Source organism: Streptomyces sp. LX-29 (assembly GCF_029541745.1).
Lineage (GTDB): Bacteria > Actinomycetota > Actinomycetes > Streptomycetales > Streptomycetaceae > Streptomyces.
Window position 1 is genome coordinate 608,126 of record NZ_CP089746.1, and the last position, 23,735, is coordinate 631,860.

General features: G+C 71.7%; 20 protein-coding genes. 11 read left to right on the forward strand and 9 right to left on the reverse strand.

Features of this window, described 5'->3' with window-relative positions:
• Window positions 1-50: 50 nt before the first annotated feature.
• Together LRS74_RS02740 and LRS74_RS02745 are read left to right on the forward strand one after the other, a co-directional pair.
• Entirely contained in the window at window positions 51-815 is a 765-nt protein-coding gene (locus tag LRS74_RS02740; RefSeq protein WP_277739455.1) for a methyltransferase domain-containing protein, read from the forward strand.
• A 135-nt stretch (window positions 816-950) separates the two neighbouring features.
• Complete coding sequence (locus tag LRS74_RS02745; protein ID WP_277739456.1) at window positions 951-1,571, forward strand: toll/interleukin-1 receptor domain-containing protein; 621 nt, start codon at window positions 951-953, stop codon at window positions 1,569-1,571.
• 76 nt (window positions 1,572-1,647) lie between these two features.
• Here the strand turns inward: LRS74_RS02745 and LRS74_RS02750 are convergent, their stop codons facing one another.
• The 4 genes from LRS74_RS02750 to LRS74_RS02765 form a co-directional block, all read right to left on the reverse strand.
• Window positions 1,648-3,540 carry an SPFH domain-containing protein gene (locus LRS74_RS02750; protein ID WP_277739457.1) on the reverse strand — a complete coding sequence of 631 codons (1,893 nt, stop codon included), beginning with the start codon at window positions 3,538-3,540 and terminating at the stop codon, window positions 1,648-1,650.
• Entirely contained in the window at window positions 3,537-4,961 is a 1,425-nt protein-coding gene (locus LRS74_RS02755) for a TIR domain-containing protein (RefSeq protein WP_277739458.1), read from the reverse strand. Before LRS74_RS02755 ends, LRS74_RS02750 begins: the two co-directional genes overlap by 4 nt.
• A 236-nt stretch (window positions 4,962-5,197) precedes the next feature.
• The gene (locus LRS74_RS02760) at window positions 5,198-6,211 is read right to left on the reverse strand and encodes a helix-turn-helix transcriptional regulator (RefSeq protein ID WP_277739459.1); all 1,014 of its coding nucleotides are present in this window, start codon (window positions 6,209-6,211) and stop codon (window positions 5,198-5,200) included.
• A gap of 31 nt (window positions 6,212-6,242) precedes the next feature.
• Entirely contained in the window at window positions 6,243-6,743 is a 501-nt protein-coding gene (locus tag LRS74_RS02765) for a GNAT family N-acetyltransferase (RefSeq protein ID WP_277739460.1), read from the reverse strand.
• A gap of 155 nt (window positions 6,744-6,898) precedes the next feature.
• Between LRS74_RS02765 and LRS74_RS02770 the strand changes: the two genes are divergently transcribed.
• From LRS74_RS02770 to LRS74_RS02780, 3 genes are all read left to right on the forward strand, one after another.
• Window positions 6,899-7,906: an NAD(P)H-dependent glycerol-3-phosphate dehydrogenase gene (locus tag LRS74_RS02770; RefSeq protein ID WP_277739461.1), complete on the forward strand. Its 1,008-nt coding sequence runs from the start codon at window positions 6,899-6,901 to the stop codon at window positions 7,904-7,906.
• 388 nt (window positions 7,907-8,294) lie between these two features.
• Complete coding sequence (locus LRS74_RS02775; RefSeq protein ID WP_277739462.1) at window positions 8,295-9,707, forward strand: FG-GAP and VCBS repeat-containing protein; 1,413 nt, start codon at window positions 8,295-8,297, stop codon at window positions 9,705-9,707.
• 333 nt (window positions 9,708-10,040) lie between these two features.
• Window positions 10,041-10,166 (forward strand): hypothetical protein, encoded by a 126-nt coding sequence (locus LRS74_RS02780; RefSeq protein ID WP_277739463.1) that lies wholly within the window; start codon window positions 10,041-10,043, stop codon window positions 10,164-10,166.
• Window positions 10,167-10,872: 706 nt separating this feature from the next.
• Here LRS74_RS02780 and LRS74_RS02785 read toward each other — a convergent pair.
• Both LRS74_RS02785 and LRS74_RS02790 read right to left on the reverse strand, forming a co-directional pair.
• A complete protein-coding gene (locus LRS74_RS02785; protein ID WP_277739464.1) occupies window positions 10,873-12,579 on the reverse strand; it encodes an amidohydrolase in 1,707 nt (568 codons plus the stop codon).
• A gap of 432 nt (window positions 12,580-13,011) precedes the next feature.
• Window positions 13,012-13,860 (reverse strand): helix-turn-helix transcriptional regulator, encoded by an 849-nt coding sequence (locus LRS74_RS02790; RefSeq protein ID WP_277739465.1) that lies wholly within the window; start codon window positions 13,858-13,860, stop codon window positions 13,012-13,014.
• 155 nt (window positions 13,861-14,015) lie between these two features.
• On the opposite strand from LRS74_RS02790, the gene LRS74_RS02795 reads away from it, so the two are divergent.
• Window positions 14,016-14,621, forward strand: coding sequence for an NAD(P)H-dependent oxidoreductase (locus tag LRS74_RS02795; protein WP_277739466.1), 606 nt, complete (start codon window positions 14,016-14,018; stop codon window positions 14,619-14,621).
• A 15-nt stretch (window positions 14,622-14,636) separates the two neighbouring features.
• Here LRS74_RS02795 and LRS74_RS02800 read toward each other — a convergent pair whose 3' ends face one another.
• Together LRS74_RS02800 and LRS74_RS02805 are read right to left on the reverse strand one after the other, a co-directional pair.
• Window positions 14,637-15,521 carry a M20/M25/M40 family metallo-hydrolase gene (locus LRS74_RS02800; RefSeq protein WP_277739467.1) on the reverse strand — a complete coding sequence of 295 codons (885 nt, stop codon included), beginning with the start codon at window positions 15,519-15,521 and terminating at the stop codon, window positions 14,637-14,639.
• A 151-nt stretch (window positions 15,522-15,672) separates the two neighbouring features.
• Window positions 15,673-17,874 carry a hypothetical protein gene (locus LRS74_RS02805; RefSeq protein WP_277739468.1) on the reverse strand — a complete coding sequence of 734 codons (2,202 nt, stop codon included), beginning with the start codon at window positions 17,872-17,874 and terminating at the stop codon, window positions 15,673-15,675.
• Window positions 17,875-18,207: 333 nt separating this feature from the next.
• Between LRS74_RS02805 and LRS74_RS02810 the strand changes: the two genes are divergently transcribed.
• The 4 genes from LRS74_RS02810 to LRS74_RS02825 all read left to right on the forward strand — a co-directional run bounded on the left by LRS74_RS02810 (window position 18,208) and on the right by LRS74_RS02825 (window position 21,384).
• Complete coding sequence (locus LRS74_RS02810; protein WP_277739469.1) at window positions 18,208-18,978, forward strand: DUF998 domain-containing protein; 771 nt, start codon at window positions 18,208-18,210, stop codon at window positions 18,976-18,978.
• Between the two features lie 191 nt (window positions 18,979-19,169).
• Complete coding sequence (locus tag LRS74_RS02815) at window positions 19,170-20,027, forward strand: DMT family transporter (protein WP_277739470.1); 858 nt, start codon at window positions 19,170-19,172, stop codon at window positions 20,025-20,027.
• Between the two features lie 110 nt (window positions 20,028-20,137).
• The gene (locus LRS74_RS02820; protein ID WP_277739471.1) at window positions 20,138-21,103 is read left to right on the forward strand and encodes an LLM class F420-dependent oxidoreductase; all 966 of its coding nucleotides are present in this window, start codon (window positions 20,138-20,140) and stop codon (window positions 21,101-21,103) included.
• A gap of 86 nt (window positions 21,104-21,189) precedes the next feature.
• Window positions 21,190-21,384, forward strand: coding sequence for a CsbD family protein (locus tag LRS74_RS02825; protein WP_277739472.1), 195 nt, complete (start codon window positions 21,190-21,192; stop codon window positions 21,382-21,384).
• Between the two features lie 315 nt (window positions 21,385-21,699).
• Here the strand turns inward: LRS74_RS02825 and LRS74_RS02830 are convergent, their stop codons facing one another.
• On the reverse strand, window positions 21,700-22,116 hold the full coding sequence (locus tag LRS74_RS02830) for a CBS domain-containing protein (RefSeq protein ID WP_277739473.1): 417 nt from the start codon (window positions 22,114-22,116) through the stop codon (window positions 21,700-21,702).
• A 278-nt stretch (window positions 22,117-22,394) separates the two neighbouring features.
• Between LRS74_RS02830 and LRS74_RS02835 the strand changes: the two genes are divergently transcribed.
• Window positions 22,395-23,579: a zinc-dependent alcohol dehydrogenase gene (locus tag LRS74_RS02835; protein WP_277739474.1), complete on the forward strand. Its 1,185-nt coding sequence runs from the start codon at window positions 22,395-22,397 to the stop codon at window positions 23,577-23,579.
• Window positions 23,580-23,735 lie beyond the last annotated feature (156 nt).

Sequence of the window (23,735 nt, forward strand, 5' to 3'; positions counted from 1 at the left end):
CGGCGAAACGCGCTTGCCCGAGCGCCCGTGATCCGCTTGGGTCGGGGTCTGTGACTTCCCTGGATGACCTCATACGTCCGAACCGGTATCCGCGTTCGTCCCGCTACGACCCCGCCTGGCTGCTCGAACTGGACATGGGGCCGAACCCGTTGTGGCTGTTGGAGGACCTCGCTCGGGACCTCGAGCTGCGCCCGGGCATGCGGGTGCTCGACCTCGGCTCCGGCAAGGGCGCCACCTCGGTGTTCCTGGCCCGCGAGTTCGGCGTCCAGGTCGTCGCCGCCGACTGGTGGATCACCGCGGAGGAGGCGGCTGCCGTCTTCGCCGAGGCCGGCGTGGGCGACCGCGTGGAGGCGGTGCGAACGGAGGCGCACGTCCTGCCGTTCGAAGCGGAGAGCTTCGACGCCGTCGTGAGCATCGACGCGTTCGAGTACTTCGGCACGGCGGACGGCTACCTGCCCTACCTCGCGCGGTTCCTGCGCCCGGGTGGGCAACTGGGCATCGCGACCCCCGCGATGACCCGCGAGGTACGCGAGCTCGGGGCGATCCCCCCGCACGTCAAGGCGGTCGTCGGCTGGGAGGCGATCGCCTGGCACACGGCGGAGTGGTGGCGCTTCCAATGGGAGATCACCGAGCTGGTGACGGTCACCTCCGCCCGACTCCAGGAGGACGGCTGGCGGGACTGGCTGCTGTGGAGCCGGGCCTGCGCCGACCACCGACCGGACGGCCGGGCCTCGAACCAACCCGTGATCGACATGCTCACCGCGGACGGCGGTGAGTTCCTCGGCTTCGCGCTGGTGACCGCGCGCAAGAACTGAGCCGTGGGACGCGCACCCTCACATCGGGGACGCGCACCTCGCATCAAGGACGCGCACCCGCACGTCGAGGACGCCCCCTCACATCCGGTGCCCGCACCCTCACATCCGGGACAGCCGGGAACTAACCTGCTGTCCGTGGATACGGCGGGCTTGGTCCTCAGCGTGGTCGGCACGGTCGCCGGGGTCGTCGGCGCGTACTTCGCCTATGTGGCGGTGCGCCATCAGCTGACGCGGCGTCGGCACCGACCGACGCCGCCCCCGTCCGCCCCACCCACGTCCGCCCCTCCGGCGCCGGCACCGAACCCGCCGGCCGCCTCCACCTCCGCGCCGACCGGCGCCGGCACCCCGCGCTATGACGTGTTCGTCTCCTACGACCGTGAGGATGCCGACTGGGTGCGCCCCTTCGCCGAGCGGCTCCGCGAGCAGGGGCTCGACGTCGCCTACGACGAGGTCGTGAGCCGGCCGGGCGGAGTCCGGGTGCACACCGTCGAGACCGCGATCCGCGAGGCGGCCCACGGACTGCTGGTGTTCAGCCCGGCGTCGATGGCGAGCGGCTGGGTGCGGCAGGAGTACGCCGCCCTGATGCAGCCGTCGATCGAGACCGGGCGGCTGTTCATCCCCGTGGTGATCGGGGACGTCGAGCTGCCCGGGTTCGCCGCCACCCGCTACTGCGCGGACTTCCGCGGCGTGAGCGAGGACCTCCAGGCGCGGCGGATCGACGAGATCGCGTCGGCGCTGCGCGGCGACCGTCGATGAGCCGGACGGCGGCGACCGTCATGAGCCGGACGGCTCCGAAAAGAGCCGCACGCCGCGCGCACCACGCCCACGGCCTCTACTCGCGCCCCACGCCCGCCGGACCCGCGGCATCGGGCTGCGAGCCGGGCTTCTCCAGCGCGGCCTGCTCGGCACGCTGCCTCGCCCCGTCGATCAGTTCCAGGGCCCGCTGCATCGGCAGGTACTGGAGCAGGGACTCCGCGTCACCGCTGACGATCTGCGGCACCTTCATGTGCCGAAGTTCCGCGAGGAACATCTGCATGGCGATGGCGTCCCGGCCGAGAACCTCGATCCTGCGTTCCAGCTCCGCGACGTTCAGCAGCCGGCGCTGCCGCTCGGCTTCCAGCTCGATACGGTGGATATCCGCCTTGATCATGGCGTTCTTCTTCTGTTCCACCAGTTCCTGGGTGCGGATCTGTTCCGCGGACACTCTCTTGCGCGCCTGGTCCAGGTCCCCGTCGAGGGACTCGAACTCGCCCAGGTTGGTGCTGGCCGCCTCCACTCCCCAGGCGGCGAGGGCGTTGCGGACCTGCGCCGCGAGGTCGGTGCGGATGCTGGCGTACAGGGTGAGGAACTCCTCCACCGTGGACTCGGCGGCGATGCCGTTGAAGTACGTGTCGACGGCGCCGCCCAGCACCCGCTCCACGAACCGCTGCACCGGAGCGGGGTTGTTCACCAGACCCCCCACCCCGGACGTCGAGGAGTCGCCGAACTCGCTGACGAGTCGGGGAGCGGCCGTCTCGGGGATGTTGAGCGTCTGTCTGAGCTCCACCTGGAGCCGGTGCCCCTGCACGTTGACGACGATGCGGTCGAGCGCGGCGTCGTAGTTGTCCGCCTGGCCGCCGGCCTTGTTGCTCCAGTCCAGGATGAGCAGCCGGGTCGGGATGAGCACGACCCGGACGAACCAGGGGTTGAGCGCGCAGACGGAGCCCTCGCCGAGCGTCTCCTCCTGCACGCCCCGCCAGCCTCCGTTCTCCAGGAAGGCCCAGGGCAGCCGGAAGCTGCTGTGCCCTTTCACCAGCGGGCCGACCCGGCGCTCCCCCCGTTCGGGCTCGGCGCCGTCGAGGGTGATCACGACTCCGGCGTGGCCGACGGGGATCGCGATCTCCTTGAGGTGGCCGGCGCGGAGGCCGCCCTCGCCGTGGTCGGCGCTGTCCACGCTCTGCCTGGTGATCACCTGGAAGAGGTGGGGGTTGATGTCGTAGGAGGTGCCGCCGGCGAGGATCGCCAGCTGCCGGCCCTGCTCGCCGCCGCCGTCCAGGAACGCCGCGCCGTCCTGGAAGTTGTCGCACTCCACATACCGCCCGAAGGGGCGGTCGGGCGGCCGGATGGCGCCGTCCTTGGCGATGACCAGTCCGATCGTCCCCGGCTCGATGTAGGTCCGGGGCACGATGTCGATCTGGAACAGGGCGGTGTTGATGTAGTACGAGGCGTCGCCGGACAGTACGGCGAGCTGCCGGCCCTGCTCGCCGCCGCCCAGCAGGAAGGCCACGCCGTCCTGGAAGTTGTCGCACTCCACGTACTGGCCGAGCGTCCGACGGCGGCCGCGCTTGGCTCCGTCGGTGGCGAGGACCAGTCCGATCTTTCCGGCCGGGATGTGGGTCCGCGGCTCGAACCGGACGCCGTGCAGGAAGGGCATGAGCCAGTAGGGGCGGCCGGGGAGGAGGGTGCGCGCCTGGATGCCGCGGGACGCGTACGGGGTGATGCGTTTGAACCGCTGGTCCGCCCGGGCGAACCCGAACCTTCGGTAGACGATGCCGACGTGTTCGGCGGGCACCACGCACAGCCCCGTCCAGGAGCCCAGTTTGCCTGCGCCGTACCCGACGAGGGCGCCGGTCCGCTGCGTTCGACGCCCGGACGGGCCCCGCTCCGCCTGACCCGCCCCGTAGCCGACGAGAGCGACCAACGCCGCAACCCCGACGGCCAGTAGGAACCACAGAATCCACGTCACCGGACGCGTCCCTCCTCCCGAAGCCGGAGATGCACGGCGAGCACCGTCTCCGTCCATTGGTCGTACCAGTCCACGTACCGTTCGCTCTGCGGGTTGCGCAGCGTCGGGAAGAACCCGTGGCCCCCGGACCGACGGACGAAGTCCTGGTACGTGGGCACGGCGTCAGCCGCGGAACCGCGCCAGCCGTACGCCACGGACAGGGCCATGAAGTCGGCGTGGCGGCCGCCTCCGAGCAGGGCGCGCCGCGCCTGCGCGCGGAATCCGTGGGTCTCGTCCGAGAACCGCGCCCAGAGGCCGTCGATCTCGGACAGCAGGGCGTCGGGCAGCCGCCTTCCGTCGGCTCGACGCAGCCAGCCGGTGTCGAGTCTGCCGACCGACTCCAGGAGCAGCGTCGTCGTCAGCAGGTCGGCGTGCTCGAACTCCCGCTCCGCGAGCAGGGCTTCCAGCCTGCTCAGCGATGTGCGGCCGCGCACGGCCGGCGCCAGGGCCGCCCGGGCCGGCCCCCGGGCCCGCGCTGCCGGTGGCGGCGGCATGACCGGCGCGCCGACGGGCGACCGGTCGACGCCGGCGCTCCGCGGGTGGAGGCGGCGTAGCAGGCGTAACTCCTCGGGCCCGGGCAGTTGGCCGTTCCTGGCGTCGAAGTACCAGCTGCTGGCGAGCAGATAGTTGCGGTCCCCGCGCAGCAGGATGGGGAAGAACTCCCTGCTGTGGCGCTGACCTTCGAGGATCTCGCGGGTGACGTCCTCGGACTCCTCGGCCTCCGGCGACATCAGGACGACGACCGCGAGGGCGTGCCGGAGTCGCTGTCTGATCGTCCAGAGGTAGTCGTCACCCCAGGTGAGATCGCCGAGGGACCACGCGGGCAGATCCGCTCGGGCCAGGTGGTCCACCAGCCCTTCACCGTAACCGGCGTCGGCGCGGGCGTAGCAGACGACGAACGAGGCGGGCGTCGGCTCGGTCGGGCTCCGACGGCTCGGCGGTCGTACGAGATCGAGGAGTTCCCGCTCCGGGTGGCCGGTGCGGACCCGCTCCTCGCCGCGCAGCACACGGGCCAGTTCGGCGGCCTTCTCGTTGAACGCGTCTCCGCTGAGCTTGCGGAAGTCCATCCACACGCGGGTCGCGGCGAAGGGCGGGATGTCGGCGTCGCCGCACAGCACGGGGATCAGTCGCATGCCGTGACCGGTCGACGCCTGCACCAGCGCCGCGTACTCCTGCCGCGCCCAGGCTTCGGTCATGGTGAGCGGGCCCACGATCTGGATCCCGTGCCGGGATCCGCGCATCGCCGCCTCGAGCTGGTGCACCACGACGTCGCCCGGCCGCAGGCTGCATCGGTCGAAGAAGACGCGCACACCGTCCGACCGGAGTCGATCGGCGAGCAGGGCAGCCCAGTCGGCGTCGGCTTCCGCGTAAGAGATGAACACGTCGTACACCGCGTTGCCCCCGTCAGTAACGCTCGGCCGATGCGCCGTAGCGCAAGGATACGAGCGGGGGGCGCGCGAGTCAGGGGGGCGTACGGCATCGACCTCGACGACGATCGGTCGTCGTGACCGTACGCTCCCCGCGCTCGACCGCGCGGCGGCCCGCCGGACGCCTCGGACGGACCGCGACGGCACGCCGCCGGGAGCCGCGGACGTGTGGCGGCTGGGGACGTGCGGGATCAGGGTGCCGGTTCGAGGCCCCAGGCGACGGCCCGTCCCGCCGCGGCCGCACGGTTGGGGACGTCGAGTTTGGCGAGAATGTGCTCGATGTGGGTGGCGACCGTGCGCGGGCTGAGGAAGAGACGGTTCGCGATCTCACGGTTGGTCCGCCCCTGGGTGAGCTCCGCCAGCACCTCCAACTCGCGCGGGGAGAGGGCCGAGGGGCGGGCCACGGCGCGGCACACCACGACGGTCCCGGCGCCCTGGCGGGTCAGGCGCAGTTCGAGGGGCCGCTGTCGGTACGGCACCAGCACGGTGGTCGGGAGCGCCTGCCGGGCTGCGGTGCGCCGCACCAGGGCCACCAGCGGGGAGCCGGCGTCGGTGAGTCCGGGCAGCGGCTCGCCGCTCACCGCGACCGGGGCGGCGTCCTCGTCGTCCGGCACGAGCACGGCGCAGGAGCAGGCCCCGGCCTCCTCGGACCCGCCGGCACCGCCGGTTCCGCCGGCGGAACCGGCCCCGAGCAGCGGGTCGGTGACGGCCGCGAGACACTCGCCCAGCAAGGTCATCACGGCCCGGACGGCCGGCTGGTCGCACCGTGCCCGCGTGGTGCTGACGTTGAGGATGCCCACGTATCTGCCGTCCGCGGCGAACAGACACTGCGCCACTCCGTCCTCGACTCCCAGAGGTTCGAGGACGGAGTGGAACCCCGTGGAGGTCCGCCGCACCGGGCCGGGCACGTCGTGCCACCAGCGGGCGGTGTCCGCCGAGTGTCGGATGAGCGTGAAGCCGGGGTCGTCGTGCAGCCGGTTCTCGATGTACCGGGTGGCCTCGGCCGGGTAGCTGCCGGCCAGGGTGAGGTGTCGCCGCCGCAGCGGATCCCAGCGGGAGAGCGACGCGTGGTCGTAGTCGATCACCCCGGAGAGCGCCGTGAGCACGGTGTCCGCGCCGCCGCTCCCCTTGACGACGTGGCGCGCCGCGTCACGCACGTGCAGGGCCGCGCCCAGCACATCCGCCGTGCTCTGCTTCACTGTCACCCGTCCAGCATGACCACCCGATATCCGCAGGTCAAACGGCGGGCTCGGCGTGCACGACGTCGTCACCGAAGGGAAGTTCCAACAGCTCCTCCGAAGGCTGGAATCCGAAGCGCCGGTAGAGCGGGGTGCTGCGCTCCGACGGCCAGACGATCAAGCCCTCCAGGCCGGTGCTGCGTGAATGCTGCCTCAGCGCCTCGAGGAGCGCCGAGCCGGCTCCCTTGTTCCGTTGCGACGGCATGACGAAGAAGTTCGTGACATAGCCGACCGGGTTGTTGTCCTCATAGGGCTCCGGCATCCGCTCCACCAGACAGAGGAAGACGTGACCGCGGATGTCGCCGTCGCTCTCCGCGACCCAGGCCAACCAGTGGCCATCGCTGAGCCGCTCGCGGATCCAGTGCTCAGCCTCTTCCAGGTCCCGAGCGGGAGCCGGCGGTCGCCCTTCGTAGTCCTCCTGCTTGAAGGTCCAACGCAGTTCGGCCAAGGTCCGGGCATCGGCGGGCCGGGCCGGACGCACGATGAAATCTGTGGTCATGGGGGCGAGCCTCGCTCCCGCGGCACGGAGAGGCAAACCGATTTCCTCCCTCTCCTCAGCGAACGCCGCGCGTCCGCGCTGACGTTACGGCGCCCCTCCGAGCCCGGCGCCGATAAGGTCGCGTGACGGTCAGCGCTCAGGGGAGAGGGTTACGGATGAACCGGGTCGCGGTGTTCTCGGCCGGCTCATGGGGCACGACGTTCGCGGCGGTGCTCACCGACGCCGGCAACGACGTCGTCCTCCACGGACGCCGCCAGGAGGTCGTCGACGAGATCAACACCCGACACCAGAACTCCCCCTACCTACCGGACGTTTCCCTCCCCCACTCGCTCCGCGCGACCACCGAGGTTGGCGAGGCACTGGACGGCGCGGACTACATGGTGGTGTCGATCCCCGCTCAGTCGCTGCGCGACAACCTCGCCAGGTGGGCGCCCTTGATCGGCGAACGCACGGTGGTCGTCAGTCTGATGAAGGGCATCGAGACCCACAGCGGCCTGCGGATGAGTGAGGTCATCACCGAGGTCACCGGAGTTCCCGCCGACCGTGTCGCGGTGGTCTCGGGTCCGAACCTGGCCCGGGAGATCGCCGCCCGCAGCCCCGCCGCCTCCGTGGTCGCCTCCCACGACGCGACCACCGCCAAAGCCCTCCAGGAAGCCTGCTTCACCCCGTACTTCCGCCCCTACACCAACACCGACGTGGTGGGCTGCGAGCTCGGCGGTGCGGTGAAGAACGTCATCGCCCTCGCCGTCGGACTCGCCGCCGGAATGGGACTGGGCGACAACGCCCGAGCGATGCTGATCACCCGCGGCCTCGCGGAGACCGCCAGGCTCGGCGAAGCCCTGGGCGCCAACCCGCTCACCCTCTCCGGACTCGCCGGCGTCGGCGATCTGATCGCCACCTGCACCTCACCGCTCTCCCGCAACCGCACCTTCGGCGAGCACCTCGGCCAGGGCATGACCGTCACGGAAGCGGCCGCCGCCACCCGCCAGACCGCCGAAGGCGTGAAGTCGTCCCAGTCCATCCTGGAACTCGCCCAGCGGCACGGAGTGGAGATGCCCATCACCGAAGTCGTCGTCGCGGTACTCGGCGGCACCGTCGATCTCCGCGAGGCCACCGGCATGCTGATGGCACGGGCCCCCAAACCGGAACGCTACGGCCACTGACGACCAGCGACCTTGCCCACCTCCAGGTTGCCCTTCCAGTCCTCGGCGAAGTCCTGCCAGGCCGGGGGTTCTGTCCTGATCCGATCAGGAAGGAAAACATTCTCACCTGTTGCTCGTCGAGTTGTGAAGCCTCAGCCGCTCTGGATGCGGCGGGCCACAGCCATGAGCTCCTCCAGAGTGGCGGGCGTCCGGTTCAGTTCCGCCATGTGTCCCGGCTTGAGGCCCGCGGGTCCGATCGCTGCGTGCGCGAATCCCTCGTACAACCTTTGCTCTCGGTCACGGGTCTTCTTGATCGCTCAACCACCGTGTACCGCCGGGACGAGGTCGCCTCTGGTCGGCACGGGCGGCTCCCCCTTCTCGATGTATGTACCAAGCAGGAAGACTCAGCGTGTCCCAGCACCTTCGCCAAACCCTGGCCATCGCCGCTGTCGCGGCCCTGACGGGCGGGCTGCTCACCGTCACGGCCGGCTCCGCCATCGCCGCCGGATCCAACGTGCCCGGCGACTTCAACGGCGACGGCTACCGCGACATCGCGGTTGCCGCCCCCGGGGCGTCTGTGGCCGGCAAGTCCGCCGCCGGGCAGGTCGTCATCCTGTGGGGCGGCACCACCGACCCCAACAACACCCGGCGTACCGTCATCAGCCAGGACAGCCCCGGCGTCCCGGGTGGAGCCGAGGCCGGTGACCGCTTCGGCGACGCCATCGTGGCGCAGGACTTCGACGGCGACGGCTACGCCGACCTCGCCGTCGGCACCCCCGGCGAGGACCTCGGCACCGACACCGACGGCGGCACGGTCGCCATCCTGTGGGGCTCCGACGCCGGCCTGACCAGCGGGGTGACGGTCGCTGACCCGGCGCCCGCCTCCCACGACAAGTTCGGCCGGGTCCTCGCCGCCCTGGTCGACAGCGACCAGAAGCCCGACCTGGCCATCGGCTCGGACATTCCGACGATCGACGTCTACCGCGGCGGCTTCACCAAGGCGGGCGGCCACGGCGGCGGCTACCGCTTCGTACCACCGGCCTCGGTCACGGGCGCCCCCACGACCATCGCCTCCGGCAACTTCGGCGGCGAGGACCTGATCGCCGACATCGTCGTCACCGGCGCCAGCACGTACTACGCGCTCGGCTCCGCCACCGGCCTGCACCCCGCCAGCACCGTCAAGCTGCCCACCAGCACCTCCGTCGCGATCGGCGACTTCGACAACAACTACTACGAGGACATCGCGCTCGGCGCCCCGAACGAGGGCGGCGGCGCCGTCCGCGTCTTCCACAGCGACGCGACGGGCCCGTCCGCCACCGTCTCGTACACCGTGACGCAGGATTCCTCCAATATTCCGGGCACGAGTGAACCCGGCGACCGCTTCGGCGCCTCCCTGGAGGTCGCGGCGTCTCACGGGTACGGCTCCCAGATCCTTGCCATCGGCGCCCCCGGCGAGAGCCTGGGCAGCGCCACCGGCACCGGGGCGGTCACCCTCGTTTTCGGCGGCGAGAAGGGCTTCGACGCCATCGGGGCCGACAGCAGCACCTCCACCAGGTTCTTCGCCCAGAGCACCCCCAACGTTCCGGGCAACGACGAGACCGGCGACCACTTCGGCAGCTCCCTCCACCTGGCCGACACCCACAATGACCTGGAATGGGACCTGCTCGTCGGCGTTCCCGACGAGAACGCGGGCGACGGGGCGGCCGTCTACTTCCGTGGCAGCAACGGCCCCAGCGCCACCGGCACGCCCGGTATCAGCGCCTCCGGCACCAGTGTTTCCACCTCGGGCTCCCCGCTGTTCGGCGTGCGCCTCGCCGGCTGAGGCCGAGCGCGGCGGTCATGCAGTGGAAGACATATGGCGAGCGGTAGATCTACTCCAACCCATGGGTGAATCTGTGTCTGGGCCAAGGCCCCCTCGCCAGGTACTGACGGCTGAGCCAGTCGGGACGACGTGCCGGTGGCGGCGCTGATCGCGGCCATGGCCGCTCTGCCGCGGCTGTGTGCGCGGGGACCGTCGGTGCGGCCGCCGCGTCGGCGACGTCGGCGACGTTGTCGAGGAACTGGCCGCGCAGGTCCTCAGCGAGTTCCCGATCTTGCTCCATAGTCTCAGCCTCGACCAGGGGGCTACGCCCTGTGAGTCACCGCCGTCCGCGCCGTGCACCGCCAGTTCCTCGCCCGCTGCCAGCCGCTCGACGGAACCCAGGGCACCCCGGCGGCCCCGGCCCAGCGCAAGGCCCGCCGCGAGTACGCGGACCGCGACAGCGGCCTCGCCCCAACCTGACCACGCTTGTCACAGGAAACGTCCTGATATTCCCCTTTGTGGTCCGGGCGTAGGGAGACCGCGTTCACCCAACGCAGAGCCGGGCCACCCCCTCGGCGGAAGGAGTCCAGTGACGGACATCGAGAAGAACACGGCGAGCGTGGAGGGGTCGGAGTTGCTCAGCGGGCAGGGCCCGAGTCGCCGTGCGCGGACGGTGCCCATGTGCACCGGCGGGGCGATCGGGTGTGCGCGGCCGTCGTGGATGGGGCCGGCCACCGCGAGGAGGTAGTCGACTTCGCCAGGCACGCACCGTCTGTGATCACCCTCATGGGGATGGCCATGGGCGGGCTTGTCGGCCTGACCGCTGCCGGACGGATGGCCGACGCCTACGACCGCCCGCCGCACATGTCCGCTGTCTACGCCTCCATGGAGCCGGGCCGCCCCACGGGCATCCACTGGATCGGCGACTGCCGGGCGTACGGCTGGGACGGCGAGACGCTCACCCAGTGGAGCACGGACCGACCATGGGGCAGTGGCTGCACTGGAACGGCGGCGTCCCCATCGAGTACGCAGGCCCACCGCCTGACCTCGCACAACAACCCGTCAATACCCCGTCGACGTCAGGCCGTACCAAGCGCTGGGGCTCTTCACCGTGGCTCCGGCAGGTGGCACGGCTGTCTGCCCGTCGAAACTCCCTGAGAACTCCCTGGGACGTCAACGATCAACTTCAGCTGGTCAGTTCATCGTGCACGACGTCGCCGCCGACGGCGGTGAACACCACCGGCATGGTGGGGATGCCGTGCGGGTCGGCGGTCAGCAGGTCGCCCGCGAGGACGCACAGGTCGGCGACCTTGCCCACCTCCAGGGTGCCCTTCCAGTCCTCGGCGAAGTCCTGCCAGGCGGCGTCGGAGGTGTAGGTGCGGATCGCCTCGGCGAGCCGGATGCGCTGGTCGGGGCCGCTGACGCGGCCGCTGGCCTTGGACTCTCGGAGCATCATGGTGGAGAGGCCCTGCCGCCAGTCGGGGAGCGTGACGGGGGCGTCGGAGCCGCTGGTGACGGTGACGCCGGCGTCGAGCGCGTCCCGGTACGGCCACTCGTAGCCGGCCCGCTCCGGGCCGACGAACTCCTCCTCCAGGTCGGCGACCGTCCACTTGATGGTGGGGTTCATGTTGACGCCGAAGCCGTGGGCGGCCAGCTTGCGCATGCTGTCGGCGCTGAGGAAGTCGCCGTGGATGACGTAGTGCCGGGGGTCGGTCCGTGGGTGTGCCGCGGCCGCGGCGGCGAAGGCGTCGACCACCGTGTCGATGGCCCGGTCCCCGGTGACGTGGACGCCGGCCTGGTAGCCGGCGGCATGCGTGAAGCGGATCATCTCGCTGATCTGGGCGACGCGCTCCTCGTCGGTGTCTCCGCCGACGCACAGGGCGCCGCAGCCGCCGCCGATGTACGGCTCGTGCATCCAGGCGGTCCTGTTGACCGGGATGCCGTCGGCGAACAGCTTGACGCCGAGGATGGCGAGGCGACGGGGGTCGGGGGACGCGGGCTCGTCCAGGGCGGTCAGCGTCTTGACGAACTCCTCGGCCGTCCCGGTCATCCCGCTCGGAAGCAGCAGCACGCCGACCCGCGCGGTCAACTCGCCGGCGGCCAGCAGCCGCCGGTAGACGTCGAGGGTGCTGTGGGCGAGGGCGCCGCGCATCAGGGTGTCGCCGCCGGGCCCGAGGCCGGGCTCGGTGTAGCTGGTGATGCCCAGCTTGGCCAGGGTGCGCAGCGTGGCCCGGATGGCGTCGGCCCGCACCTCCGGGGAGAGGGCGGGCAGCGCCCCGTGGACGAGGTCCTGTGCGCCCTCCTGGAACAGGCCGGTGGGCTCGCCCGCCGCGTCGGTGACGATGACCCCGCCGGGCGGCACGGGGGTGTTCCGGTCGACTCCGGCCCGGTCCAGCGCCGCGGAGTTGACCCAGGTGGCGTGGCCGGTGGCGGAGTAGAGGAGGACGGGGTGGTGCGGGCTGACGGCGTCGAGGTCCTGGCGGGTGGGCAGCCGGGAGGAGTCGGCGACGCATTCGGCGAGGTATCCCGCGTCCCACCCGTGTCCGCTGATCCACTCCCCCGCCCGGGTCGTCTCCGCCGCCTTGCGCACGGCCTCGGCCACGTCGGCTATGGACCGTACGGTGGGGTAGGCGACGTCGACGGAGAGCGGGGGCTGGGTCAGCCCGAACGCGCAGCCGTGCAGGTGCGAGTCGTTGATGCCGGGCAGGAGGGTTCCGCCCTTCAGGTCGACGACCCGGGTCGCGGGGCCGGCGTGCGCCATGACCTCCGCCCGGTCGCCGACCGCGCTCACGAGGCCGTCGCTGACCGCCAGGGCGGAGGCCACGGAGAAGCGGGAGTCGACGGTCAGGACCGAGCCGTTGACGAAGACGATGTCTGCTGGGGTGGCGGACAAGGCGGTGCCCTTCTCTCGAAGCGTCATTGCGGCCGCGCGGCGTATCCACGGGAGCCGCAGTCACTCTGCGCCCTCCCGAGGACCGGGCACATCGGTCATCCAACCGAGGGGGGCTCCGGCAGCGTCCGGCACCGGCATGACGAGAGGAGAGAGGAGAGGAGAGGAGAGGAGACGGCACGAGACGCGCCCCGCACCGAGCTGCCCGTCGTCGACGGGTCGATGGCTCCGACGGGCCTGATCCGATCGCCGGGCGTCACCCTGCCCGGGCGCCGCAGCCGATCGCCGGGCGTCACCCTGCCCGGGCGCCGTGAAAGGCCCGCCCGGGCAGGAGCCGGCGGCCGCCTTGGGCGGCCCGCGACGGCCGTCGCCTCAGGCCGCTCAGACCGCTCGGAGCGCTCAGACCGCCCGGACCGCTCAGACCGCCCGGACCGCTCAGACCGCTCGGAGCGCGCCGGGGCGCCGGCCGGTGAGGCGGTCGAGCGCCGCGGCGGCCGCGTCGTCGGCGGGCAGGTGGACCACAAGCCGCTGGTCGTCGTCGGTGGGCAGGTCGAGTGTCTCGTACGCCAGGCGCAGTTCACCCGTCTCCGGATGGACCACCCGCATGAGCCCGCTCGACGTCGGCAGCCCCGGGAGCGTCTCGAGCCGCCCGGCGAACTCCGCTCCGCACGAGACGGTCAACTCGTCCATCAGCGCCCCCACATGGACGTCGGTCCGGCCCGGACCCTGCTTGAGGATCGCGACCTGCTCGTCGGCGACGCGGTCCCAGTCCGGGTAGGCCGTGCGGGCCCGCGGATCGGTGAAGACGAAGCGAGCGAGGTTCGGTCGGCTGCCGTCCAGGGCTCCCAGCGGTCCGACCAGCCGCCGGTAGCCGTCCGTGTAGGCCAGGATCTCGCTCAGCCGGTTCAGCAGGACGGCGGGCGCCGGTTCCAGCCGGTCGAGCAGCGCCCGTACGGTGGGCCTGACGTCCCGGTTCGGCTCGGTCCCACCCGTGCAGCTGAAGCTCGCGTCGGCGCCCTTGGACAGGCGGTGCAGATGGACCCGCTCGCCGCTGGTGAGGCGCAGCGCGTCCGCCAGGGCGGACAGCACCTGAGTCGACGGCCGCCGGTCACGCCCCTGTTCCAGCCGGGTGAGGTACTCGACGCTGACCCCGGCGAGCGTCGCCAGCTCCGAGCGGCGCAGTCCGGGCGTGCGGCGGCGCGCCCCGGCGGGCAGTCCCACCTCGGCCGGCGTGACGGCCTCACGGCGCAGTCGCAGGAAGAGGCCCAGCTCGTTGTCGCTCACGCGCCGAACGTAGCACCCCCGTCGGGCGCGAGGGTGGCCCTGCCACTACCACTCTCCGCCCGGCCTCCCCGTCACCTCCGCCCGCCCGGCAGGGTGGGTGCACGGCCCCGCCTCGGGGGCCGGCAACCCCTCCCTTCCGTATGAGGAGCACTTTCATGTCCCGTGAGCAGCTGAACCTCGCCGTGATCGTCGGCAGTGTCCGAGAGGGCCGCTTCGGGCCCGTGGTCGCGAACTGGTTCGTCGAACAGGCCGAACGGCATGGCGAGTTCGAGGTGGATCTGATCGATCTGGCGGACCTCGACATCCCGCTGGAACTGCCGTCCGTGCCCCCGGCGATGCAGCCGGACCTGCCGCGCCCGGACGGGATGTCCGCGCTGACCCGCCGCCTTGAGGCCGCCGACGCGGTCGTCGTCGTGACGCCCGACTACAACCGCAGCTTCCCGGCCTCGTTGAAGGCCGCCATCGACTGGCACTACACGGAGTGGCAGGCCAAGCCGATCGGCTTCGTCGGGTACAGCGGTGCCAGCGGCGGCCTGCTGGCCATCGAGCAGTTGCGGCAGGTCTTCAACGAGTTGCAGGCCCACACCGTCCGCGACTACGTCTCCTTCCCCCGCTACTACCTGCTCTTCTCCCCCGACGGCAGGCTCCTCGACCCGGAAGGCCCGGAGGGCGCCGCCAAGGAGATGCTCAACCAACTGCTGTGGTGGGGCTCGGTGCTGCACGACGCGCGCCGCGACCGCCCCTCCGTCGCAAGCCGGTGACCTCGCGGAGACCGGCTACGGGGCTCCGGTCGAACGGGCCGCGTCGACTCCGTCCAGCGCTTCGGCGAGCAGGGTCGCCAGCACCGTCTTGGTGACGGCGGCGAGGTAGCCGTAGTCCAGCGTCGACGGCGCGTCGGACGTCCGGTGGTAGTGCGGGTTCCCCTCTCCCTCGTAGGCGCCGACCGTGATGTCGCTGTGTGCCTCGAAGGGCATGTAGTCGCTGGCGTAGATGGGGCCGAGTTTGACCGGCAGCGATGTGTAGGCCGCGGCGGCCTGCGCCATCACCGCGCCGAGGGCGTGCGAGGCGGCGTCGTTGCCCGGTACGGCGTTGCCGATGTCGCGCTCCACCGTCACCGAGCCGTCCGCCGGCGGCCGGCCGACCATGTCCAGATTGATGACCCGGTAGACGTCGGAGTCCGCGGCGTGGAGCTCGGCGGCGTAGGCGGTGGACCCCCACAACCCCTGTTCCTCTCCGGAGAAGGCCACGAAGCGGACCGTGGTGGAGAGGTCGACCGGGGCGAGCAGCCGGGCGACTTCGAGGACGGCCGCGACGCCGCTTCCGTTGTCGTCGGCTCCGGGGGCCCGTGCGGTCGCGTCGGCCAGGTCCTCCATCCGGCAGTCGTAGTGGGCGCACACGATGATCTCGGGTTCGCCGTCTCCGGTCCCCGGCTTGGTGCAGACGATGTTGTGCGCGCCGTGCCCGGCGTGGGACCAGGGCCGTCGATCCACGTCCGGATATCCCACCGCCGTGAACCGGTCCGATATCAGCGCGGCGGCCCCCTTGAGGTGGGGCGAGTCGGTGTGCCTCGTGTGGAACGACGCGAGTGCCTCGACCGTGTCCCGCAGGGCCACCGGAGAGACCGCTTCGACATGTGTCGCCGTGAACTCGTCCGTCGGCACGCCGGCCCCCGTGCGTTCCCGCGGCGCGACCATGACGGCCGCGCTCGGCGGTCGACGCTTGTCGGGGACGGGGAACGACCGCCCCTCGGTGCTGTCGGGTCGCCGTGACGGCCGCCCGTCGCCGTCGTGTGCGTCGTTCCGGTCGATCCGGCTACGGGGACACATCGCGCAGCCCCACGTTGTTGTCGAACCGAACGAGCCGGTCGGCGGGGACCGGTCCGCCAAGGGTCGCGGTGATCGCCGGGTCCGGGGCGCCGTGCACGACCGCCGCCAGGAACGCGTGGTCCGCCGGGCGCGGCGTCCACGCCACGGGGCCGACGCGCACCGCGCCGCCGGCCGGAACCGCCTGGTCGATCGTCAGCGCGCCGATCGACTGGAAGTGGGTCGGCCAGAGCATCCCGGAGCGGCGGTCGCACCGGAACACCTCGAGTCGGAACGCTCCGGGCGCGGCCGCGTGGGTTCCCCGGTTGTGTACGCGCACGTAGACGTGGTTCGGTCGGTCGTCGACGGGAGTCTGGTGGCCCAGTGCGGGGTCGTCGCCCGTACCGGGGTCGTCGTTGCGGACCCAGATGTCGGGAGAGGTCAGGTGGGGGCGGGCGCTCGGCAGGGCCCCGGTGTCCGTGGGGTTGTCGGCGATGTAGACGTCCACCGGCCGCCACGCCCACAGTCCCTGGCCGGTGAAGGCCTCGTCCATCACCTTGCTGAACAGCCCACCGGTGAGCGTGGTGTCCGCCGTGACGCAGCCCTGGGCCATGCTGGCGGCGTGCGCCGCGCCCGAGGAGACGTCGTCCGGCACGATGAGCAACATCTCCAGCATCGTTCTGATCATGGCGTCGGCCGCCTCGATCCGTTCGGCCGGATCGGACGAGTCGCCTCCCATTCCCAGATAGCACCGCCACAGCGCCGTGCCGAGCATCGAGTTGCGGAGATCGCGGCTGTAGGTGTTGAAGCGCTCGTCGTCGAACCGCTCGGTGCGGTCGAGCCGACGTTCCCTGCTCCACTGGTTGGTGGCGTTGTTGTCGAAGGGGAAGGTCTCGGTACGACGGTTTCCGGCGGGGTTGAACCTGTCCCGGTAGATGGCGGGCAGCGCGTCGCAGACGCTGTGCTCGTACGACCGCGACCCGCCGTGCTCCGCGCCGAGCCACTGGAACACGCCGTGGGTGTACTCGTGGACGATGACGCCGAAGTCGGCGGCGTCCGGCGCGCCGCCCTCCCCGAAGCGGATCAGCGGAGGGGTCCGTGTGCCGAGCCACTCGCTGTTGTCCCCGCCGTCGAGCGCCTGGGCGTCGACCTCGACCTTCGTCATGTTGGCGTTCAGCGTGGCGTTCCCCAGGCCGCGGAGGTAGCGCGCCGCGGAGTCGAGCCAGTAGTAGGCGTTCACGCTCAGGAAGCCGCGATTGCTGGGATACGTCGGGTAGGTGAAGCTGGGTGCGGTTTCCCGCGGCTGAGCGAAGCTGGGGGTGTCCACGTCCTCGCACCGGAACCACTGCCCGTCGAGTCGGAACTCTCCACCGTCCGCGGGAGCGATCTCGGCTTGGACGTCGTGACGGAAGGCGTCGAGCGTCGCCGCGCTGGAGCCTCCGTGCAACGTGCCGTCGTTCGACTCGGTCACCGGGTCGGGCGAGAAGACCTTGAGGGTCGCCGCCACGTATCTGCCCGCGATGGTGATCCAGAGCAGTTCGCCGGAGACGGCGTCCACGACGACGTGAAAGTGCTCGAAGGGTCCGGTGGTCTCCACGAGGAACTCCCGAACGAGGCGCAGGGCGCCGTCGGGCCGCTCACCCCGGTTCAGCAGCGCGATCGAGGCGGTGGGACAGTCGGTCTCCGGCAGGGCGGGTCTGGAATCGTCGCGGAGATAGACGAGTTCGTCCTTGATGACCTCCGCGGTGCCGTAGTCCTCTTCGAAGGCCGCGAGGGCGACCTCTCGGAGGACGTCGAGGGAGCGGGCGGCAGCCGGATCGGGCGCGCCCGTCATATCGAGCTCCCCGCCGTGGTCGACCTCGATGACGCCGGCCTGCCTCACATCGGCCACCGCCTGCACGGTGGCTCCCGACACGGGGAGGTCGTGGTGGAACTGCTGGTAGCGGATCCTCAGCGTCGCCGCGCCCTCACTCGCGTCCACCTCGCGCAGGTCGATGCGGTCGGACCTCAGCTCGCCCGTGCGCTCCGCCATGAACCGCTCGATGGCCTCCCTGGCACTCGACGCGCGTGCCAGCGTGGCTCCGGGATCGACATACCTTCGGAGCACACCGTCGTCATCGGTGTGCTCCCCCGCGTCGGGAACGATCCGCAGCGGCTTGTCGGCTTCGGGGCCCGGCTGGTTCCGCTGCTGAACGCCGTGATCCTGGGCCATGGTGATGCCCTCCTCAACCCGCGTGGAGGGGAGATTCTCGTCATGAACGCGGCTGGTATGGCTGGCGCGGCCGGGGCGGGCCGGCCCGCGGCCGCCCGAGCGCCCCGAAGAGACCGCTCACAGAAGCGCAATACGCCCATAAGCATGGTAACGCGACGCGGGTCAACTGGCGCTCCAGGCGCGCCAGGTCGACGTGTCCGTACGTCGATGGAGTGACCTCGCGGCGCTGTCGACGCCCTGTCGTGTGCTCGGGTTGACGACAATGCCGCGTCGGACAGCACACGACGGCCGGGAGGGGTACCGGTGACACGACAAGCCAGGGGATCAGGCGGTGTGCCTCCCCAGCGCGGTCGGCGTAACCGCTGGCGGGAGGCGCGCCAGCGCGGGGCGGTGTGGATGCTGGCGGCCGCGGCGGTGCTCTACAACGCCTGGATCCTGGAGGTCGTCGTGCCGACCTACCTGGACTCCCGGCACTCCTACGTCAGTGAGCTGTACGCCGCCGATCAGCCCTACCGGTGGCTGTTCGGCAACCTGGAGCTGGTGTGCGCGGCGCTGATCTGCGTCGCGGCACTCGTCTGCCGCGATCTCTTCGGCCGCCATGCGGCCGCCGGCGCCGGGTGGTGGGCGCTGGCCGGCTTCGGGGCGGCCTCGGTCGCCGACGTGCTCCTCCCGATGTCCTGCGCCCCCTCCGTGCGGCCCGACTGCCAGCCGTTGCACCCCTGGCACACCCTCACCAGCGCGCTGGTGCACCTCTGCCTGTTCGCGTCGCTGGCCCTGCTCAGCTGGTGGTCGCCGCGGCACGCGAGCCGGCCCGGGGCCGCGCACATCGCCTGGTGGGGGCCGCGACTGCTGGTCTGTGCGCTGGTGTCGTCGCTGCTCACCGTCGGCCCGCTGCTGGGCCACCCCGGCTGGCACGGCGTCCCGCAGCGCGCCCATCTGCTGGTGGTCGGCGCCTGGCTGCTGCTGTTGGCCTACGCCGCCCACACCGCGCTCCAGGCCCCAGCCCCGGCCGTACGCACTCCCGTCACGGCCCATGGCACCGTGTCCCGCGTCCACGCCCCGCCACGATCGGCGCACGATCGAACCGCCACCCGCAACCGCTGACCCGAGCCGGGGTCGGGGGCTTGGCGCGGGGCCGGCGCGGGCCACGGGCCGGGGCCGGGAACCCGAGGCCCGGTGCCCGGTGCACGGGCCCTACGCGCCGGGTTCGGGCCCGAAGCCCGGGGCGCAGGGTGAGCCCCGGGCCAGGGTGAGCCCGGGCCAGGGTGAGCCGGGCCTACGGTGAGAGGAGCGTCGTGGCAGCCGTCGCCCTGTCCGCCCTGCTGGCCGTCCTGACCGCGGCGGCGAACGCGACCGCCACCGTGCTCCAGCGGGTCGCCGCCCTGACGGTGCCTCCGGGCCAGACGTTCAGCCTCCGCGGCGTCCGGCGCCTGCTGCGCAGCCCGGCCTGGAGCGCCAGCATCGCGGTGATCGTGCTGGCCGCCGGCGGGCAGGCGACGGCCCTCGCCCTGGGCTCCCTCACCCTCGTCCAGCCCATCCTCGTCGCCGAACTGCCCCTCACCCTGATCATCGCCCGTGTCTTCATCGGCACTCCGATGCCCCGCGGCGGCTGGCGGGCCTGCGCTCTCACCGCTGTGGGGCTGGCCCTCGCCCTCACCGCGGCCGCGCCGGCCGAGGGAGACCGCCCCGTCACCGCCGCCACATGGACGATCACCCTCATCGGCACCGGCGCGGCCATCGCCCTCTGCACGGCCGGCGCGCTGCGCCGACGCCACGGCCCGACCCGCGCCGCCCTCTTCGCCACGGCCTCCGCCATCAGCTACGCCCTGACGGCCGCCCTGATGAAGGAGTCCACCCACCGCTTCGGCGAGGCCGGCGCCCCGGGGCTGCTGACGGCCTGGCAGACGTACGGCTGTGTCCTGGCGGGCGCCGCGGCGCTGTTCCTGCTCGCCAACGCGATGGGCTCCGGCCCGCTCATCGCCGCGCAACCCGCCCTGACCCTGGGCGAGGCGGGATTCAGCCTCCTGCTCGGCGCGGTCCTCTTCGGAGACCGCGTTCGCACCGGATGGTGGATCCTGCCCGAAGCCGCGGGCACCGCCCTCACCGCCGTCGGCGTCCTCTTCCTGGCACGCCTGAGCGACGAGCACCCCTGACCGCCGGCCGGAGCGCTCCGCCCCGGGGCCGTGGATCCCCCTGCCGGCCGCCCACAGGGCGTGCACCGGCGGCTGATAGGCGATGCGACTCATGGGGTAGGCCACACCATATGACCCAATTCGGATACACCGTGATGACCGAGCAGGCGAGTCCGGTCGACCTGGTGGCCCACGCCGTCCGGGCCGAGGAGAGCGGTTTCGACTTCGCCGTGGCCTCGGACCACTACTTTCCCTGGCTCGACACCCAGGGCCACTCGCCCTACGTGTGGGCCGTGCTGGGAGCGGTCGCCCAGGCGACGTCACGGCTGCCGCTGATGACCTGTGTGACCTGCCCGACCTTCCGCTACCACCCGGCGGTCGTGGCGCAGAAGGCCGCCACCGTCCAGTTGTTGTCCGGCGGACGCTTCCGACTCGGCCTCGGGTCGGGGGAGAACCTGAACGAGCACATCGTGGGCGGTGGCTGGCCACCCGCCGACGTGCGATTGGACCGGCTCGACGAGGCCGTCCAGATCATCCGCGCGTTGTTCCAGGGCGGTCACGTCAACCACCGCGGCGAACACTTCCAGGTGGAGTCGGCGAAGCTGTGGGACCTGCCGGACCCGCCGCCTCCCATCGGGATCGCGGTCTCCGGCGAGAGGTCGTGCGCGCTCGCCGGTCGCCTGGCCGATCTGGTGATCGCGGTCGAGCCGCAGGCGGAGCTGCTCCACGCGTTCGACCGGCACGGCGGCACCGGCAAGCCGCGCGTCGGGCAGTTGCCCGTGTGTTACGACCGCGACCGCGAGGCGGCGGTGCGGCGGGCGCACGAGCAGTTCCGCTGGTTCGGCGGCGGCTGGAAGGTCAACGCGGAGCTGCCCGGACCGTCCGCCTTCGCCGCCGCCACCGAGTACGTCCGCGAGCAGGACGTGGCGGAGTCCATCCCCTGCGGGGACGACGTCGGCCGCTTCGTGGACGCGGTCAGGCCCTACCTCGAGGCCGGCTTCACCGAGATCGCCCTGGTGCAGATCGGCGGCGCCTCCCAGCTCCCCTTCCTGGAGTGGGCGGAGAAGGAGCTGCTCCCGGCGCTGCGCGCGCTGTGACATACGGGCACTCTTGCGACGGGAACGCCGGGAGCAGAGGGTGGATACGTGACAGACACCCCCGTGTTCCTGGAAGGGGATGCGACATGATCAGGCTGAAGGGGCGCGCCAAGCGGGGGAAGGGCGAGCCCGAGGAGAGCGTCGGCAAGGCCGCGCGCGACGAGTCCCCGGAGGGACGGGGCCGCGAGGAGCAGGCCCGCGAGGGGGCGAACGTGGCTGCCGAGGAGGCGGCGAAGCTCGCCCGTGGGGAGCGTCCGGACCAGAGCTCCGGGCACATGTAGCGAGCAGGACAGCTCCGGGCACGTGGAGCGAGCGCGACGGGAAGTGCGGCGCGGCCGGCATGTGCGCGCCCGTGTGGAGGGCGGGCTCCGGCGCACGACACACGCCCGCCGAGGGCCGACGACCGCGCAACGAGCGGGCCGCGTCGACCGTGCGGCCCGCTCGGACGCCGGGCAGGTCGTGCGGTCCACGCGGACGGGTGCCGCGCCACCCAGGTCGTGTCGGCTGACCGCCCGCTGTCCGGCGGATCGTGTGATTGATCGTGTACCGGAGCGCCTGATCGCCTACCGGAGCGCTACCGACCTCGCCGACGGGTCTCAGTGGGCGTAGACCTTCTCCACGAACTCGGCGATCTGCTCTTCGCTGAGGTTCTGCGCCAGGTCCGCCTCGGTGATGATGCCGACGAGGCGCTTGTTCTCGATGACCGGCAGTCGTTTGATGCGGTGGCTCTCCATCTCGTTCAGGACCTCTTCGACGTCGGCGTTGGCGTCGATCCAGCGGGGGGTGCCCTCACAGAGGTCGCCCGCGGTGAGCTCGGAGGGCGACCGTGCGTCCGCCACGCACTTCACGACGATGTCGCGGTCGGTGACGATGCCGCACAGCCGCTCGTTCTCGTCGGCCACCGGCAGGGCGCCCACGTCCAGGTCCCGCATCTTCTGAGCCGCGTCGGTGAGCGTGGTGTCGCGGGGTATCCACGCCGCACCCGAGTGCATGATGTCCTTCGCCAGGGTCATGATCTGCCTCCCTCACAGTGAGGTCGCGTGTGGTGGCACTCTTCATCGTCACCTTCCCGACGGCTTCCCGCGATCGGAACACCATCCCTGCCTTCGACGTCCGTCTCGCCGCCGGCCGGCCGCCCATGGGCATGCGGCCGCCGACATACGCGACCGACCGCGGGGAGCGCGTTTGCGACCGGTGCCGCGGAACGTGAAACTGGAAGCCCGTGCGGGGAGTTGCCCCTCATGACGCCCCTGCGGGCACAAGCCGCCTACCGGCTCCGGAAGGAGGCATCATGAGGGCTCTGACATGGCACGGCCGCCGCGATGTGCGCGTGGACACCGTGCCGGATCCATCGATCGAGGAGCCGACGGACGCCATCGTGAGGATCACCTCCAGTGGCATCTGCGGCTCCGATCTGCATCTCTACGAGGTGCTCGGCCCGTTCCTCGAAGAGGGCGACATCCTCGGGCACGAGCCGATGGGCGTCGTGGAGACGGTGGGCTCCCAGGTGACCGAGCTGAGCGCCGGCGACCGCGTCGTGGTCCCGTTCAACATCTCCTGCGGCACCTGCTACATGTGCGAGGCCGGCCTGCAATCCCAGTGCGAGACCACGCAGGTCCGGCAGCGCGGCATGGGCGCGTCCCTCTTCGGCTACACCAAGCTCTACGGCGAGGTGCCCGGCGGGCAGGCCGAGTACCTGCGGGTGCCCTTCGCGAACACCCTGCCGATCAAGGTGCCGGAGGGCCCGCCGGACGAGCGGTTCGTCTACCTCTCCGATGTGCTGCCCACCGCCTGGCAGGCCGTGGAGTACGCGGCCGTCCCGCCCGGCGGCAGCCTGGCCGTGCTCGGCCTCGGTCCCATCGGCGACATGGCGTGCCGGGTGGCGCTGCACCGCGGCGCCGGGAAGGTCTTCGGGGTCGACCTCGTCCCCGAGCGGCTGGAGCGGGCCGCCGCACGCGGTGTGCGGGTGGTGGACCTCCGCGAGCACGAGTCCGACGTGGGCGACGTCATCCGCGAGATGACGGACGGCCGCGGGCCGGACTCGGTCATCGACGCGGTGGGCCTGGAGGCCCATGGCGCGCCGGCGGCGGCGCTGGCCCAGCGGCTGGCCGGCATGCTGCCGGGCACGATGGCCGAGAAGGTCATGACCCGGGCCGGCGTGGACCGTCTGGCGGCGCTCCTGACCGCCATCGACGTGGTGCGCCGCGGTGGCACCATCTCGCTGAGCGGGGTCTACGGCGGCATGACCGACCCGCTTCCGCTGATGACCATGTTCGACAAGCAGATCCAGCTGCGGATGGGCCAGGCCAACGTCCGGCACTGGGTGGACGACATCATGCCGCTGCTGGCCGACGGCGACCCGCTGGGCGTGGAGGGCTTCGCGACCCACAAGGTGTCCCTGGAGGACGCGCCCTGGGCGTACCGGGCCTTCCAGGCCAAGGAGGACGGCATGGTGAAGGTCCTCCTCCAGCCCTGAGGCGCGCCCCTCGACGCCCCGAGGGCGCCTGCCACCTCGACCGCTCGCGGGGATCGCTCACGGTCACGGCTCGGCTCGACTCGGCTCGGCTCGGCTCGTACGCGGGGGTCAGCTCGCATATCCGCGCCGCGCCCGGCGCCCCGTCACGGGCCGGGC

What these genes read in the sequence shown, in the direction of transcription:
- LRS74_RS02765 (WP_277739460.1), bottom strand. Translation starts at nt 6,743, where the DNA reads ATGACCACAGATTTCATCGTGCGTCCGGCCCGGCCCGCCGATGCCCGG.
- LRS74_RS02770 (WP_277739461.1), top strand. Translation starts at nt 6,899, where the DNA reads ATGAACCGGGTCGCGGTGTTCTCGGCCGGCTCATGGGGCACGACGTTC.
- LRS74_RS02795 (WP_277739466.1), top strand. Translation starts at nt 14,016, where the DNA reads ATGTCCCGTGAGCAGCTGAACCTCGCCGTGATCGTCGGCAGTGTCCGA.
- LRS74_RS02805 (WP_277739468.1), bottom strand. Translation starts at nt 17,874, where the DNA reads ATGGCCCAGGATCACGGCGTTCAGCAGCGGAACCAGCCGGGCCCCGAA.
- LRS74_RS02820 (WP_277739471.1), top strand. Translation starts at nt 20,138, where the DNA reads ATGACCCAATTCGGATACACCGTGATGACCGAGCAGGCGAGTCCGGTC.
- LRS74_RS02825 (WP_277739472.1), top strand. Translation starts at nt 21,190, where the DNA reads ATGATCAGGCTGAAGGGGCGCGCCAAGCGGGGGAAGGGCGAGCCCGAG.
- LRS74_RS02830 (WP_277739473.1), bottom strand. Translation starts at nt 22,116, where the DNA reads ATGACCCTGGCGAAGGACATCATGCACTCGGGTGCGGCGTGGATACCC.
- LRS74_RS02835 (WP_277739474.1), top strand. Translation starts at nt 22,395, where the DNA reads ATGAGGGCTCTGACATGGCACGGCCGCCGCGATGTGCGCGTGGACACC.